The organism is Stenotrophomonas hibiscicola ATCC 19867 (assembly GCF_000382065.1).
Classification (GTDB): Bacteria; Pseudomonadota; Gammaproteobacteria; order Xanthomonadales; family Xanthomonadaceae; genus Stenotrophomonas; species Stenotrophomonas hibiscicola.
Map to the genome: position 1 here is coordinate 253,035 of NZ_KB907501.1, position 15,857 is coordinate 268,891.

General features: G+C 64.3%; 12 protein-coding genes. 7 read left to right on the plus strand and 5 right to left on the minus strand.

What is annotated here, in order from left to right; genetic code table 11:
• The first annotated feature begins 23 nt into the window (after window positions 1–23).
• Window positions 24–533 (plus strand): fimbrial protein, encoded by a 510-nt coding sequence (locus G370_RS0113320; RefSeq protein WP_235651182.1) that lies wholly within the window; start codon window positions 24–26, stop codon window positions 531–533.
• Between the two features lie 95 nt (window positions 534–628).
• On the opposite strand, the gene G370_RS0113325 is transcribed toward G370_RS0113320, so the two are convergent.
• The 5 genes from G370_RS0113325 to G370_RS0113340 form a co-directional block, all read right to left on the minus strand.
• Window positions 629–1,039: a hypothetical protein gene (locus G370_RS0113325; RefSeq protein WP_019661049.1), complete on the minus strand. Its 411-nt coding sequence runs from the start codon at window positions 1,037–1,039 to the stop codon at window positions 629–631.
• 522 nt (window positions 1,040–1,561) lie between these two features.
• Window positions 1,562–3,961, minus strand: coding sequence for an autotransporter family protein (locus G370_RS0113330; protein ID WP_026347136.1), 2,400 nt, complete (start codon window positions 3,959–3,961; stop codon window positions 1,562–1,564).
• 290 nt (window positions 3,962–4,251) lie between these two features.
• On the minus strand, window positions 4,252–4,647 hold the full coding sequence (locus G370_RS1000000121635; protein WP_154081344.1) for a hypothetical protein: 396 nt from the start codon (window positions 4,645–4,647) through the stop codon (window positions 4,252–4,254).
• Entirely contained in the window at window positions 4,648–5,370 is a 723-nt protein-coding gene (locus tag G370_RS0113335) for a fimbrial biogenesis chaperone (protein WP_026347137.1), read from the minus strand.
• 58 nt (window positions 5,371–5,428) lie between these two features.
• The gene (locus G370_RS0113340) at window positions 5,429–5,947 is read right to left on the minus strand and encodes a fimbrial protein (RefSeq protein WP_019661052.1); all 519 of its coding nucleotides are present in this window, start codon (window positions 5,945–5,947) and stop codon (window positions 5,429–5,431) included.
• A 412-nt stretch (window positions 5,948–6,359) separates the two neighbouring features.
• Between G370_RS0113340 and G370_RS0113345 the strand changes: the two genes are divergently transcribed.
• From G370_RS0113345 to G370_RS0113370, 6 genes are all read left to right on the plus strand, one after another.
• Window positions 6,360–8,900, plus strand: coding sequence for a fimbria/pilus outer membrane usher protein (locus tag G370_RS0113345; protein ID WP_026347138.1), 2,541 nt, complete (start codon window positions 6,360–6,362; stop codon window positions 8,898–8,900).
• A gap of 32 nt (window positions 8,901–8,932) precedes the next feature.
• Window positions 8,933–9,442, plus strand: coding sequence for a fimbrial protein (locus G370_RS0113350; RefSeq protein ID WP_019661054.1), 510 nt, complete (start codon window positions 8,933–8,935; stop codon window positions 9,440–9,442).
• 31 nt (window positions 9,443–9,473) lie between these two features.
• Entirely contained in the window at window positions 9,474–10,454 is a 981-nt protein-coding gene (locus tag G370_RS1000000121925) for a fimbrial protein (RefSeq protein ID WP_237707029.1), read from the plus strand.
• A 128-nt stretch (window positions 10,455–10,582) separates the two neighbouring features.
• Complete coding sequence (locus G370_RS0113360; RefSeq protein WP_245541220.1) at window positions 10,583–11,644, plus strand: fimbrial protein; 1,062 nt, start codon at window positions 10,583–10,585, stop codon at window positions 11,642–11,644.
• A 143-nt stretch (window positions 11,645–11,787) separates the two neighbouring features.
• Entirely contained in the window at window positions 11,788–12,456 is a 669-nt protein-coding gene (locus G370_RS0113365) for a hypothetical protein (RefSeq protein WP_245541221.1), read from the plus strand.
• 333 nt (window positions 12,457–12,789) lie between these two features.
• Window positions 12,790–15,714, plus strand: coding sequence for an autotransporter family protein (locus G370_RS0113370; RefSeq protein WP_019661058.1), 2,925 nt, complete (start codon window positions 12,790–12,792; stop codon window positions 15,712–15,714).
• Window positions 15,715–15,857 lie beyond the last annotated feature (143 nt).

Here is a 15,857-nt window from a genome sequence, read left to right on the forward strand (position 1 = left end):
TCAACGTTCACAGGAGTTCAACCATGTCCCGTTCTCTTCTTCAGGTGATCGCGGTGCCGATGCTGTGCCTGATCGCGTCGGCCGTAGGTGCCCAAACCACACTCACCATCAGCGGTCGCGTGCTGCCGGGCACCTGCACGCTGGCAGCGCCCACCATCGCACTGGATCCGGTGAAGGCCGATGAGATGACGCCAGGTGCCGCCAACAGCGTGAAGGCCGGTGCACTGAACTTCACGGGCTGCGTGGGCGTCAGCCGTGCGCGCCTGTCCTTCGATGGCACGGCCGCCGACGGCGACCCGGAGCGCTGGAAGAACACCGCCGCCACCACGCCAGCAACCGGCGTGACGGTCGCGCTGCTGGCCGGCGCGACCGGCAACACGTACCTGAAGAAGGGCGACACTGATATTCCGGTGGCTGTCTCTGGCGCGACGGCGTCCTATCCGCTGCGCGCGGGTTACTTCATTCCCAACACCAGTGGTATCAACGCCGGCAATATCTCCACCGAGATCGTGGTCACCGCCGCCTACGACTGAAAACCGGCGCGGCCCTGTAGAGCCGAGCCCACGCTCGGCTGCTCTTCGGTCAGGTTCCGGGCAAGCCGAGCATGGGCTCGGCTCTACAGAAGCCGCTAAGCTGCGTGCAGCTGCACATCCACATACTCGGCCAACCCCCGGCACGCCAGCAGCAACCCCTCGCGCGCGTCATCGTCCACCTGCTGGCTGATCTCGCCGTCCACGCGCACGCGCTCGGTGGCGTGCAGCAGTTCAAGTAGAAATGTCAGCCCGGCATTGGCGCGGTCGATGCGCGCCAGTGCCAGCCGCTGCCCTGGCGTGCGGCCTTTGCCCGGCCACGGCTGCCCATCGGCGGCGTCGCCCTGGCGGATGTGCTGCAGGCAGTGCAGCAGCGTGATGGTGCCGGGCGCTTCGCCTTCCTGCAGTGTGGCGAAGGTGCTTTCCAGCGTGCGCGCCAGATCGTCGGGCAGGCGCGTGGCGGCCTCGCCCAAGGTGGCGAACAGGTGGGGATAGTGTGATGTGGTCATGGCGGCGTCCTTGTGTGCGAAGCAAGGGGCCACCCCGCTTAACAGCGAGGGTGGCGGACGGTGCGTGGTTGCAATACCGGTGACAACTCTGCGAAACGCCGGCGGGCACGAGGCCCCCACGCACCGCCCGCCATGTAAGCGCGGACAGAATGCCTGCCGGCGCCACCCGAGGAATGGGCGACGCCGACAGGCAAGCGTAAACAACAGAGTCATCAAACGGGATTGCAAGCCCGTGCCACCCGTTGTCGGTGGCGGACACATGATGCGCACGAAGGTGCCGCTGTACCAATCAGAAAAGTTTCAAATTCAAAGTTATTGCAATCTGCATGCGCGCGAAAGATCGCCGTGCAGAGTGAGGCGAATGCGTCAGCATTCGCGCAGCGTCCTTGTAGAGCCGAGCCATGCTCGGCTTGCCGCGCGAAGCGCGGCGCTTTCCGCAATCTGATCGGACAGCAGCCGAGCATGGCTCGGCTCTACAGAAAGCAGAACGGCGCCGGAGATGTCGGCGCCGTTCTATTCCCATTACCAGCTGTACGCCACCGACAGGTTGGCGGTCGCCTCGCGATACCCACTGTCACCACGCATCACACCAAACCCGCCCCATGCACTGAAACCGGAACGGAATTCCACACGCGCACCTGCGCTCAGTTCATAGCGGTTGCGCGGAATGCCGGCCTTCAGCACTTCATCATCGAAGGCGATGCCATTACCCGCGCCATCGCGGTACCAGTTGGCCGCCAGATAAGGGCTGACCGAGGCACCCGCTGCCGAGCGCGATTCACCCTGCAGGCGCAGGCCGGCACGGCCGGAAAGGCCACTGTTACCCGCTGCACGCACCACGGTGCCATTGGTTTCGGTATGCACGTCGGTCTTCGCGTCGGTGTAGATCAGCTGCACCTCCGGCTGAAGGCTCAGCGCGGTGTTGCCGATCTGGCCGATGCCGAAGCGGTAGCCGGCTTCCACAGACGGCTGCCAGATATCCGAGTCGTAGCGCTCTTCGGCCAGACCGTCGCCCTGCACGCGGTTGCGGAACTGGCCGCGCTGCACGCTGGCGTCCACGTACATTGCATCATTGGCCCAGTTGCCATACACGCCCAGAGCACCACCTTCCACCTTGCCGCGTGCGCTGAAACCGGTCACGTCCGAACGCGAGGTGGCGCTGCTGCGTGCCGCGGTACCCATCACGCCGACGCGGCCACGGCCGTCATCGAACACGCCGACGTCCGCACCCAGCTGCAGGCGCGAGCGGTCCACGCGCAGGTCGAGCTGGTCATCCACTGCACCGAGCTTGCTCTGGGTGCCGTCCACGCGGGCCCAGCCTCGGATGCCCTCCGCCGCCGCGGCGCCGCCCTGGCGATCGCGGTAGCTGTGGCGCAGCATCTGGTCGAGCGCGAACTGGTTGGCCAGGTAGGCGCCGGTCTCCGGGCGCAGGATCGGGATGGGGGTGATCGGGTCGATGGGATCAATCGGATCAATGATCGGCTTGCACTGCGGCAGGGTCGGGTCGGCCAGGCACGGGTCCGGCGTGGTCGCCAGTTCCGAGCGCAGGTACCAGTTGCCGTTGGCGTCCTTCACCAGGAAGTACTCGTACTGGCCGCCCACAGCGCGGCCGACCAGATCGAACTGCGCGTTGGAGGCGCCGCCGATGTCGATCAGCTCGATGCCGCGTTCGGTCTTGGCACCAGCACCGCCGGCATTGAGCACGCGCACGTTGGCCTGGCCGTTGGCATCACCAGCAATCACCAGCGTGTCAGTCAGCGAGGTGTCGTCACCCAGCTGGGTGTTGAACAGCAGGGTGCCGCCGTTGCCGGTGAACTCGTCCAGGCTGAGGGTGTTGAAGCTGCTGCCATTGCCCAGCGCCACGGTACCGCCGGCGCCCAGGGTGAGATGGCCCACGCTGCTGTCGCCGGTCATCAGCCAGGCGCTGTCGGTATCGATGGTGGCGCTGGTGACGTTGATGAAGCGGCCGTCGATCTGCGCCTTGTTGCGCAGGAAGACGTCCAGGCTGCCATCAACCGTTGCGGCATCGAAGCTGACATTGCCGATCAGGCGCGCGTCATCCACGTTGAAGCGCACATGGCTGGCCCCCGGCGTGCTGCTACCGGTAAGCGAGTCCACCTGCAGCAGGTTGCCATTCCCCCCGATCAACCGTGCACCGTTTGCCACGGTGATCTCGAAGTCGGCAGCCTCGTCGGCGCCCACGCGGATCGCCGCGCCGCGCCCGGAGCGAATAGTGGAACCGTCAATACCCAGACGTAGCGTGTCGGGCGTATGGATCGAGCCGTACATCAACACCCCCACGTTGTCGGCGTCGATTTCCGAGCCATTGACGATGTCTACCCGGCCGTTTTCCATGCGCACGCCCAGACCACTGGACATATCGCTACCGCTTGTCGTGTCCTCCACGCGCACATGGGTGGAATCCAGAATGGACCAGGCGCCGGGCAAGGGAATGCCGCCGGGGGTGCTGCCCAGCGTCAGGCCGATGCTGAGTGGATTGCTTGGCAGCAGGCCGTCGGCAGCGGTGACAAGAATGCGGCTGCCGATCAGGTGCGCCGACGAGGAGCCCTGCACCAGGATGCCGCCACCACGGATCGTACTGAACTCTGATTCGAAGCGTGCCGTCCCGTCCAGTTCCACTGCACGCTGGTGGGAGCCGCTGCGGTTGATGGTGGCATTCCATATGGTCACGCGTGAATCAACGGCACGGATGTTGTTGGTCTGGCCACCCGTCACGTTCAATATCGCGTCGTTGCGCAGCGTCCATTCCTCAATCGGGTCGCCGTCGTTGACCGATGCCACGGTACCGTCCAGATCACCGGCCCAGGCGCCGGCCAGCGGCAGCATGCAGAGTGCGAGGACGATGCCACGCGCCAGCGGGCGTTGATGAGGATGAGCAGTGCGGGTGCGATGACGGTTCATGGTCTTGTCCTTTCTGGGAAAGAGTCGACACAGAGAGTCGTTCAGGCACTCGTTCACGTATGTGGCCTTTTCGACCTGTTCGCGTGAAGCGTGCGTGATGGGCCTAAGTAGGCAACCTGTGTCTTGATCGGCACGAATTTTGGGTGCAGGTACAGCTCTGGCCCATGCAATTAGTTGCAAAACCGGCTTATTTGGCGCGCGTGCTTCAGGGCGGTTAAGGCGATGGCAGAGAGCGCTGGAAGCTACGCGCAAGACCCTTGTGGAGCTGAGCAGATGCTCAGCCTACCGCGCTAAGCGCGGCGTTCTTCGTGACCTGACCGGAGAGCAGCCGAGCATGGGCTCGTCTCTACAGAAGGCGCATCGTGCACAGTGGAACGGCGCCGGGCATGCCGGCGCGGTAACAGCTGTACGCCACCGACAGGTTGTCCGTTGCTTCCCCGGTACCCGCTGTCACCGCGCATCACGCCGAAGCCATCCCACGCACTGCATCCGGAACGGAACTCCATCCGCGCACCCGCGCTCAGTTCATAATGGTTTCGCGGAATGCCGACCTTCAGCACTTCATCCTCGAAGGCGATGCCACCACCGGCGCGATCTGGCAACCAGTTCGCGGGCAGATACGGGCTGACCGAGGCGCCGACGAGCATGGTTCGGCTCAACGGAGAGTAGATGGTGGTGCGCTGCACCTACCGCTCGATACGTGCCTCGGCCTCGCGCGGCGTACCGTAGTCATCCAGCCAGGTGAAGCTGGCCGTGGTCGGCATCGCCGAGCCGGCCGGCAGCGGCAGGCGTACCTGTGCGCCGGGTGCCACCATGTCCACCTCCACCGTGCGCCCGTCAGACAGGGTCAGCGTGCTGAGCGTTACGTGGTAGGGCGTGGGATTGCGCACCTGCAGCGCGTTGCCCTCGGCGCGCCATTGCAGCTGCGCTGCCGCATCGCGCGCGTTGCCGGGCAGGCCGGCAGGGCGATGGAACAGCTTTATCCGCGTGCGCACCGCGAACTGCAGCAGGTTCTTGCCGCTGGCATCGCTGGGCTTGGGCGGAATGTCCAGCAGATTGAAATAGAACACCGATTCGCGATCAGTCGGCAGCGGTGCTTCCGACGGACGCGGCGCGTAGGTGATGCGATAGGCCTGGCCCTGGTGCGCCTGCAGCAGGCGCGGTTCGGCCGGGGTCAGCCGGAACGGCGTGCGCACGTTCTCAGGACGTGCATGGCTGTCGCCATCGTCAATCCAGACCTGCACCATCGCCGCCTGCTCACCGGTATTGGTGGCCTTTACGGTCACGTCGCGGCCCTTGGCTGCGTCATGCACGATACGCGTGCCCTGCAGCGTTACCGCTGCCGATGCCGGCAGCGCCAATGCGCCAGCCAGCAGCGCGGTCATCCACGTCATTGCACGGAACTTCATTGCAGATACCTCGGTTGAGTGCGTGCCAGCCCGTCCCTGGGCCGGCGTGCAGAAGGGATTACTTGTAGAGCACGACGAAGTCGCCGGACGCATTGGCAACACCGGCGGTAGCGTTCTGCCCCGGCGAGGCGTACCACGCGCTGTAATCCAGCTGGCCCTTGCCGGCGGCCGGAATGGTCACCCACTGCAGCGGGTCCTCGCCCAGCTTCTGGTGATTGCCGGCCACGTCGTACAGGGCGACGCCCACGTTGGAGGCCGCGTTCGGGTCGGGGTTCAGGGCCAGGTTGCCGGTGCTGCCGTCCGGGGTGCCGCCGAAGCGCACGCCCACATCCTGCGTCGCGCCGGAGCCGGTGCAGTCCAGCTGGATGCTGAAGTTCTTCATGCCAGCGCGCTCGGACGCATTGACCGAAGCCACATCAACCTTGCCCATCGGCACCGTGATGGTGCCGCCCACGGCATCCACCGCGCAGGTGCTGGTCATCAGTTCGCCGGTGATCTCCAGCTTTTCAGCGAAGGCGGCGGGGGAAACAGCCAGTGCGAGCGCACCGGCAACAATCATGTTCAACGTGTTCGACATGCGGATGTCCTTTGAAGGGGGATCAATGAATCCGCATTGGGCGTGCCAGCGGATGCACCCAGTGTTCCCGGGCATGCCCGCCGGGAACATGCAATTAGTTGCAAGGTGCTTGTGCAACGCGCGGGTTCGTGCTTGCGGTAAAGCGCGCAGTCAGGAAACGACATTCGACCCTGCGACCGTCGATTGAAAGCGGGAGGTGCGTGATCTGCAACGCATTCGATTGACCATCGTCGCATCGTGAAAACAACGCTGAATCGCCATAAAACGGCGCATTCACGGAAAGCCGCGTCTTTGCGTTCCGTGTTGTCGCTTTGCAACAAATTGCATGGGAAGGCGGCGGGGGGCTGTCTACGCTTCGGCCCACTTCGACTACGAGCGATGTCGGCTTTGGCCTCATCGAGTGACGTTTGCCATGCAAAAGCGAGCCTTCCCTTGCCGCAATCATTGCCGCCTGATCAGCCGTCCGCTGGGCGTGGCCATTGCCGTTGCAATGGCCATGGCAGTGGCCAGCCACGCCCATGCCGGCGACGGTGAGCCGCTGCAGTTCAGCGCAGGGTTCCTGATTGGTGGCAAGGCCATCGACATGCAGCGCTATGCGCAGGGCAATCCGATGGAGCCAGGTGACTATCCGCTGGACGTGGTGGTGAACGGGCAGTTCCTGGAGAACCGCGACATCCGCTTTGTCGAGGCACCGGCGCCGGTGGGTGCCACGCCCTGCCTGCCGATGGCGCTGCTGGGCCGCTTGAATCTGAAGGACAGCTACCTGGCCGATCTGCAGGAAGATGCAGAGGGCTGCATTGCATTGCCTGCGCTGGTGGAAGGCGCCACCGTGGAATTCGATGCAGGCAACCTGCAGTTGCTTGTGAACGTGCCGCAGGCCGCACAGGCGCGCAATGCACGCGGCTACGTGGCACCGGACCAGCGCGACCATGGCGTTACCGCTGCGTTCTTCGACTACAACGTCAACCACAACCGTGCCCAAGGCCAGGATGCGACCTATCTTGGCTTGAACACGGGCCTGAACCTGGGGGCCTGGCGCCTGCGCCACCGTTCGTCCTTCAGCCAGAGCAGCCATGGCACCCGCCACGATGTGATCAGCAGTTACCTGCAACGCGATCTTCCGGCCTGGAACAGCCAGCTGTTGCTGGGGCAGGGCAATACCGGGGGCGAGTTGTTTGAATCGCTGTCGTTCACCGGCGCGCGCGTGGCCAGCGATGAACGCATGCTGCCCGATTCCCTGCGCGGGTTCGCGCCGGTGGTGCAGGGCATTGCCGAGGGCAATGCGCTGGTGACCATCCGCCAGAACGGCAACATCATCCACGAGGTAAGCGTTGCCCCGGGGCCGTTCTCCATCGAGGACCTGTACCCGACCAACTTCGGCGGTGATCTGGAGGTCACCGTTACCGAAGCCGATGGCCGCACCCAGCGCTTCACCGTGAACTTCTCTGCGGTGCCGCAGGCACTGCGCCCGGGCGCCAGCCGCTTCAGTGCCACCGCCGGTGAGCTGCGCGACGCGCGTGGCGAGCGCGAGGCGCTGCGGTTTGCCGAAGGCACCTACGCGCGTGGCATCAGCAATCATTTCACCGCGCTGGGCGGCGTGCAGATCGCCGAGGATTTCCAGGCGGCGCTGTTCGGTGGCGCAGTCAACACGCCCGTTGGTGCATTCGGTGCCGATGTGACCCACTCGCGTGCGCGCCTGGGTAATGGCGAACAGGTGACCGGCAACAGCTTCCGGGTGAACTACCAGCGCTACGTGGCTGCCACCGGCACCAACTTCGGCCTGGCTGCGCATCGCTACAGCACGCGCGGCTACATGACCCTGAACGACTTCGCGCTGTCGCGCAGTGACGATTGGGGCCACGCTGGCCGCGCGCGCCAGCGCTTCCAGGTGAATTTCTCGCAGCGCCTGGGCGAGCGCAGCAGCCTTTCGCTCAGTGGCGGCCATGTGCGCTACTGGGGCGATTCTCCGCAGCAGAACGACCTGCAGCTGCGCTTCCAGAGCAGCATCGGCCGCGCCAGCTACAGCCTGTCTGCCATGCGCTACCGCCTGGGTGACGGCCGCCAGGATACGCGCTACACCGCCAGCCTCAGCATTCCGCTGGGCACCGCGCCGCGCGCCCCGCGCCTGAGCACGCAGCTGGCCCATTCTGCCCGTGGCGAACAGGGCCAGCTGGGCCTGAGCGGCACGCTGGGCGAATCGCAGCAGCTCAGCTACAGCGTGGGTGCCAGCGACGGCAGCGGCGGCCAGCGCAGCACCAGTGCATATGCCACCTATCGTGGTGGCCACGGCACAGTGACGGCCGGCTACAGCCGCTCGGGCGACTACAGCGCCATGAATGCCAGCGCGGCGGGCAGCGTGGTGCTGCACCGGGATGGCATCAACTTCGGCGCCCCCCTGGGTGATGGCTTTGCGCTGGTGCAGGCCGACGGCGCGCAAGGTGCACGCATCGGCTATGGCGATGATGTCCGCATCGGCCGCAACGGCTACGCGCTGCTGCCGCATGTCAGCCCCTACCGCTGGAACCAGATCGAACTGGATCCGTCGGGCCTGCCGATGGACGTGGAGCTGCTGCAGACCTCGCAGCGGGTGGCACCCACGGCGGGCAGCATTGTGCGCGTGGCGTTCAATGCCAAGCGCGAACGCACGCTGTTCATCGATGCCACCGATGCGCTGGGCCAACCGTTGCCGTTTGCCGCGCGCATCGAGGACGACAGCGGCCGTGCCTACGGCGCCGTTGGCCAGGGCGGCGTGATCCAGCTGCGCGGCGCACCGGAACAGGGCGAGCTGATTGTCGACCCTGAAGGCCCCAACCGTTGCCGCCTGCGGTACACCACCCCCGACGCGCCCGATGCCTATGGGCTGTCGTGGAGCCAGGCGGTGTGCACGCCGCTGCGCAAGCCAAGCCCCGGCCTGCAGGCCGCACTGGATGCAGCAAGCGAATCAACCCCCTGATCCCGACTTCTTCTTTCACCTTGGAGTACCCCATGAACCTGATCAACCGACTCACCCTGTCCACCGTGCTGCTGGCCGCTGCGCCGCTGGCCCTGGCCGACAGCGCCACCCTGACCATCACCGGCCGCGTTCTGCCCGGCACCTGCACGCTCACCGCTGCGCCGATCGCCTTGGACGAGGTCAAAGCCAGCGACTTGACCCCTGGGCAGGACAGCCAGATCAAGGCCGGTGCGCTGGAGTTCACCGGTTGCGTGGGCGTCAGCAAGGCGGTGCTGTCGTTCTCCGGTACGCCGGCCGACGGTGATGCCGATCGCTGGAAAAACACCGCTGCCACCGATGCCGCCGACGGTGTGTCGATTTCGCTGCTGTCGGGCACCACCGGCAACACCTATCTGAAGGACGGTGACACCGGCATCGATGTGCCGGTGACCGGCGCCACCGCGCGCTATGACCTGCGGGCGGCGTATCACGCACCGACCGGTTCTTCGCTGAGTGCCGGTGAAGTTTCCACTGAGATCGTGGTTACTGCTGACTACGAGTGAGGCGGCGGGTCAACGCCCAGGGAGCATGACAATGAACGTTGCATTCAAACGAGAGCCAATGGCAAAGAACACGCGATTGCGTGCAGCGGCACTGGTGATTGGCCTCTCACTGCTGACGGTGTCCGCGATGGTCCAGGCGTGCACAGGTTTCAGCAACACTCCAAGGCATCGGGAATACACCCATGACACCTATCCGGAGCAGCGTGGCCGATGGTTCAGAGGGAGCAATGGCCCCACAACATTCAATAACTGCACGGCCGACTTCGATCTGAATCTGCACCTGGACGCACCAGGGCTGACCTATGTCGGCACCCTCGACTATCTGGGCATGACCTTTCCGGCTTACGAGTTCGGGCCGGAATCTCCCTTGGTGATCTTCACCTTTGAGCAGGTTGTTGGCTGGGAGCGCGTCCCGCTTGAAGTGGGACGCGAACAGACCTATCCCATCCAGGTACAGACGCCGATGAATGCGAACGTCGATTTCCGGCCCGAGTTCTTCTCCAGAGGTGGGCGGATGCGTACGTATACGTTTGACGTGTCCTTGACCTGGACTTCCCCGCAGCACCCGGCAATTGATGGTGCCTACAACAGCTCCTACACCCTGCACTTTCCTGTGGCGACGTGTCCGTTGCAGGACAGCGACGAGACGCTGGACGACGTGCAGACTGCAGAATTGTCCACTCCTGGTGGGACAGCCAAGGAAAAGCGGGTGGCGATTCGCATGAACTGCGGTGTCGATCCGCCGCGCGCCCGGATGACGTTGAGTGACGCCGGCGATGCGGGCAACACCGGGAGCCAGCTGACGCCCACAGCCGATTCCGATGCTGAAGGCGTGCGCGTGCAGCTGCTGCGCAATGGCACCGAAGTGCAGTTCGGCCAGACCTGGGACTTCGAGCCTGGCGTCGGCGGCGTGCACGATCACGCCTTCACCGCGCGCTACATCCGCACCAGCGAGGCACTGGTGCCTGGTCTGATCAAGGGAGAGGCGGTGCTCAACGTCGACTACTGGTAAGACCGTGTAGCGGCTCGCTTCCGCTGGAGATGTGCGCGAGTGCCTGTGTGCCCGCGATTCTGCAACCAGTTCGATGGCGCTGCATAGCGGTGGCGGCGACGATGGGCCACCGCCGCCGAGGCGCCAACATGAGGCTTGATCCCATTCGTTCCGCATTCTTCTTTCCGCTGCGCGGAACCAATCTGTCCCGCGCAGCCGAATTTGCCAAGGCCGGCAACAAGCGCGTGTCTCGCGGCCAACTCCGGCCGAGGTCGGCTGCCCTTGCCGGTGTACTGGTTTTCTCCGGAACGGCAGCGGCGTGCGAGCACTACACCGCGTTTCCAGACGTTGTCCTTGATACCGTCTTTACGAATGCCCCGGAGGACCCGCAGAGGTTCATGATCCAGGAAAGAGGCCGGTCATCACTGAGGCGGTGCTCGTTCCCGGGCGGCCCAATTCCTGTCTTCGTGCGCTTGGACGTTCCGGGACTTACCTACGTGGGTGACCTGCAGTATCAGGGTAGAACCTACGCATCGTATGCCACTTCTGAAGACTCGGCTCTACTGGCGTTCGATGTGTACTGGAATGAGGCTGACCGCAAGCCTCTTCGCCTGGGCGAAGAGCTTGAAATGGAGTACGAGACCACCGCTGGAGACGGTGTACAGTACGTGATCTCATACACCGCGCTGGTGTTCTCGCGCGGAGGACGGATGCGCACTTCCAGTATTCGCACAGGTAGTATCTCGCTGCGATCTCCCGCGCATCCTGGTCTGGATTCCAGTGCGCCCTACTACCTGGCACCCCAGTTCCCGGCCGTGACGTGTCCGTTGCGGGATGTCTCGGAAACGCTTCAGGATGTCCAGTGGGCTGAGTTGTCCACGCCGGGCAGCACTGCCAAGGAGAAGCCGGTGGCGGTCCGCCTGAACTGCGGCACGGATGCACCGCGCGCGCAGATCACATTGACCGATGCTGGCGACCCGAAAAATTCGGGGAGCCAGCTGACACCCACGGCCGATTCGAATGCGAAGGGCGTGCGGGTGCAACTGCTGCAAGCGGGAGGCGAAGTGAACTTTGGACGAATCTGGAATTTCGAGCCGGGTGTTGGCGGGACGCATGACATCGCATTCACGGCTCGCTACATCCGCACCGATGAGCCGTTGATGCCGGGTCTTATCAAGGGTGAGGCGGTGCTCAACGTGAGCTATTGGTAAGGCCGTGCAGCGGATCGCGCGTGCACATGATGTGCGCGCGACGATCTCCTGCAGGTGTGGTGCGTTGGTGATTCTGCAACCAGTTTGATGGCGCAGCATGGCGGCCTCGGCGAGGATGGTTCGATCTTTTCCGAGGTGCCAGCATGACTCATGACCGCATTCGTTCCGCACTATTCCCTCCGCCGCGCCGCACCAACGCATCCCGCGCATTACGTGCGGCCAACACCGGCAGCAAACGAGTGTTGCGCGCCCCGCTCCAGTTGAAGGCGGTGGTTCTGGCCGGTGCACTGATGGTCTTCGGTACGGCAGCGGCATGCGAGCAGTACTCGGCGTACCCCGACGTTGTGCTTGATTCTTTCTATGCATCCGCTCCGACACAACCTCGGATGTTCATGGACCAGGAGCGCGGGCGCTCGGCAATGAGGAAGTGCTCATTCCCCGGAGGACCGATTCCGATCTTCGTGCGCCTGGACGTGCCGGGGCTTACCTATGTGGGGGAGCTGCAGTATGAAGGCAGGACGTATGCGTCCTACGCCACCTCTGCCGATTCGGCCCTGTTGGCCTTCGACGTGTACTGGAATGCTCTCGACCGCACGCCGCTGCGTCTGGGTGAGGAGATGGAAATCATGTACGAAACGCGCGCCGGCGATGGCCTGCAATACACCATCAACTACACAGCGCTTGTGTTCTCGCGCGGCGGACGGATGCAGTCCTCCAGCATCCGCACCGGAGTCATTTCGCTGCGCTCGCCGATGTACCCAAGCCTGGACAGCAGTGCCTACTACTATCTTGCACCAACCTTCAGTCCGTGAGGATGGCGCTGATGTGACCTTCCGCGGAACCGTCACAGCTGTCACGCCAGAGACTGGACTTCACGAAAGCTGGGGTACGAGCGCAGTTGCTGTAGCAGGTGCTGAATGATTCCGGTTTCGCAATGTCGTCGCATTCTCGCCATTTTTCTTGAATGGGGGCAACGCGTCAATCTGCGCGATGTTGGTGGAGCGCTGACAGGCTAATTCGGTTGTGTCGCGACAAGTGGTGACGCAAGTGCTGTGGCTATGCCGTATTCCACATTGCAACTAATTGCATGGTGGGTGGGTAACGCGACATCCACCATGCCGGTCTCGACAAATGGAGATCCGGACATGCAAATCGATCAGGTCCACTACTCGGCGTTGGCCTTGGCACTGACGGCTACACTCGCCGTTGGCATTCCCGTCAAGGCACACGCACAGCAGGTCATTGCGGACGGTGACGCGCAAATCCCGGCAGCGGGCGATTACAGTGCAACCGGAGTGGGCAATCATGCGTTCCATGCGCTGAATGGCGGCAGCATCGTGCCGTTGGGTGCGGTCAACGTGAGTACGGATGGCGATGGTGCATCCGCGGCGCGTGCCGAAGGCGCTGGTAGTCGTATCGAACTGAACGGTTCGACCTTGGTCACCACCGGCTTCGGTGCCACCACGGCACTGGCGACGACGGGCGGTGAACTGAATCTGACGGCGACCGACGTGATCAACAAGGGTACCGGCATGGGCGTTGTGGCCCATACCGGGAGCCAGGCCACGCTGCAGGATGTGAACATCCGCATGGAGGGGGTGTCGTCAGTGGGTCTCTCCGGCGGCGGTGACATCACGATGACCGGTGGCTCGATCTCGGCAATGGGGCTGGGCAGCCGGGCGGTGTCGGCCACCGGAGCGAACATGAGCCTGACCGGCGTTGAGATTGAGGGTGCGTCCGGCATCTGGCTGGCCGATAACAACCAGCTCGACCTTGCGGGAAGCACCGTGAGGGCCAGCGGCATCGCGCTGGACATCAATGGCCGCGGCAACGCAGTCACTGTGGTGGACTCCAGCTTCCATAGCACCGGCGATGGGACGGGAACCGTCAAGATGTTCTCCGATTCAACGTTGGCGATGGCACGCAGTTCCGTCATCAGCGAGGGTGATCGCGCTGTCGGCATCGATGTGCGAACCGGTACGGTGGATCTAGACAGTGTGAATGTGACCACGTCGGGCGAGAGCAGCCATGGGTTGTATGCCGACTTCACTGGTATCGGTATCGATCCGACCATCAGCGCACGTGCGACCCAGGTTGTTACGTCTGGCGTCGGGGCCATTGGCGCCGTGGCACGCAAGGGCGGCAGCATCCACCTGGACGACAGCATCATCCGCACCGAGGGGCGCGAGGCCTACGGTGTGCTGGCCGGTGGCACCGGTGCGATGACGTTGACCGGGACCGACGTCCGTACCGAGGGTGAGGGCGCATGGGCCGCCGTCATCAATGACAACGGCAGCCTGGGCATCGATGGTAGTTCGCTGGTGAGCGCCCAGCATGGCGGTGTCTGGGTACGGAGCAGCCGTGACCCGGGTTTGACGTTGTCCAACAACGCTTACGTATCCGGTGGCAACGGCATCGCCATCGCGCTGGATGCGGCGGTGGCCGGTCGCTTCGATGTGGTCGTCCGGGGTGGTTCGCAGATGGTCGGCGACATCGTCATCACGCCCGAGGACGAGGATGCCGGTCTGGTGCCGCAGTCCGATGTGCACGTGCGCCTGGCAGACGGGTCGCTGTGGCAGGGCACGTCCAACCTGGTGCAGACGATGGCGATTGAAAGCGGTAGCCAGTGGACACTGACCGGCGACGCTACGGTGGGCGAGCTGGATGTGCGCAACAGCGGCGTGGCGTTGTCCGACGCCAGTGGCCGCTTCAACACGCTCACCGTGGAGGGCGACCTGCACAGCGAAGGCGCCACGTTCCTGTTCCAGGGCGCCTTGGGCGGTGACGACAGCGCCTTTGATCGCCTGCATGTGCGTGGCGATACTTCGGGCGATGCAAGCATTGCGGTGAGGAACATTGGCGGCGTTGGCGCTCAGACCACCGATGGCATCCAGCTGATCGAAGTGGACGGTGCATCGCTGGCAACCTATACGCTGGCCGGCCGCGCCGTGGGCGGCTCCTATGAGTACTTCCTCTTCAAGGGGGGCGTGACTGATCCCACCGATGGCAACTGGTATCTGCGTTCGCAATGGTTTGATGTCTGCAAGGACAATCCGGCCGCGCCGGGCTGTGTGGTGGACCCGGTTGATCCGGTTGACCCCATCGATCCGGTGGACCCCGTGGATCCGGTGGATCCGGTGGATCCGGTGCCGGTGCTGCGTCCCGAAGCCGGGGCGTACCTGGCCAACCAGTCGGCAGCCATCAACATGTTTTCCCATCGCCTGAACGACCGCATCGGTGCCGTTTCGCTGGATGAAGGCCGTGCCGCGTGGGTGCGCGTGGGCCGTCAGCAGGCGGACTTCAGCGCGGTCGGTGGTCAGCTGTCGATTGATGGCAACACCTCGGTGCTGCAGATTGGCACTGATCTGGTTCGCCGAGGCAATGCAGCGTTCGGCGTGATGCTGGGCACGGGGCGTGCCGACAGCAGTGCAGTGTCCGATCTGACCGGCTACAGCGCCAAGGGTCGGGTGCGCGGCAGCGCGGTGGGTGTGTACGGCACCTGGTTGCAGGCCGCTGACGGCACGCAGGGTGCGTACATGGATGCAAACCTGCAGCACGGCCGTTTCGATAACCGGGTGCAGGGCATCGGCCTGGAGCCGGAGCACTACGATTCGCGCATGACAAGTGCGTCGCTGGAGGCCGGCTACACCTTCAACGTGTGGCAGGGCATCGCCAGCGCGCTGTATGTGCAGCCGCAGCTGCAGCTGAGCTATGTCGATTTCCGCGCTGATCGCCACGTGGAGAGCAATGGCACGGTGATCGACCACGCCGATGCCGGTGGCCTGAGTGGGCGCCTGGGCATACGTGTGTTCGGTCATGGCACTGCGGCCGGCAACACCGTGCAGCCGTACCTGGGCATGAACTGGCTGCGCGGCAGCGGCATCAGCACGTTGCAGTTCAACGATGACACGCTGGGCGCGGATGTGCCGCGCAATCGTTATGAAGTGCAGGCCGGTGCCGAGTTCAAGCTGGGCCAGCGCTGGGGCGCATGGGGCGGGCTGAGCGTACAGCGCGGTGAGCACGGCTACCGCAACGTGGGTGGCCAGGTGGGCGTGCGCATGGCCTGGTAAGCGGCAATGCCGGGGTCGGCACGCGGACCTCTGTAGAGCCGAGCCCACGCTCGGCTCACCGCGCGAAGCGCGGGTGCATCGTGATCTGAGCGAAGAGCAGCCGAGCGTGGGCTCGGCTCTACAGGTGCACGCCTTGATAGCGC

Coding starts and splice junctions, on each gene's coding strand:
- G370_RS0113320 (WP_235651182.1), top strand. CDS start 24: ATGTCCCGTTCTCTTCTTCAGGTGATCGCGGTGCCGATGCTGTGCCTG.
- G370_RS0113325 (WP_019661049.1), bottom strand. CDS start 1,039: ATGACCACATCACACTATCCCCACCTGTTCGCCACCTTGGGCGAGGCC.
- G370_RS0113330 (WP_026347136.1), bottom strand. CDS start 3,961: ATGAACCGTCATCGCACCCGCACTGCTCATCCTCATCAACGCCCGCTG.
- G370_RS0113335 (WP_026347137.1), bottom strand. CDS start 5,370: ATGAAGTTCCGTGCAATGACGTGGATGACCGCGCTGCTGGCTGGCGCA.
- G370_RS0113340 (WP_019661052.1), bottom strand. CDS start 5,947: ATGTCGAACACGTTGAACATGATTGTTGCCGGTGCGCTCGCACTGGCT.
- G370_RS0113345 (WP_026347138.1), top strand. CDS start 6,360: ATGCAAAAGCGAGCCTTCCCTTGCCGCAATCATTGCCGCCTGATCAGC.
- G370_RS0113350 (WP_019661054.1), top strand. CDS start 8,933: ATGAACCTGATCAACCGACTCACCCTGTCCACCGTGCTGCTGGCCGCT.
- G370_RS1000000121925 (WP_237707029.1), top strand. CDS start 9,474: ATGAACGTTGCATTCAAACGAGAGCCAATGGCAAAGAACACGCGATTG.
- G370_RS0113360 (WP_245541220.1), top strand. CDS start 10,583: ATGAGGCTTGATCCCATTCGTTCCGCATTCTTCTTTCCGCTGCGCGGA.
- G370_RS0113365 (WP_245541221.1), top strand. CDS start 11,788: ATGACTCATGACCGCATTCGTTCCGCACTATTCCCTCCGCCGCGCCGC.
- G370_RS0113370 (WP_019661058.1), top strand. CDS start 12,790: ATGCAAATCGATCAGGTCCACTACTCGGCGTTGGCCTTGGCACTGACG.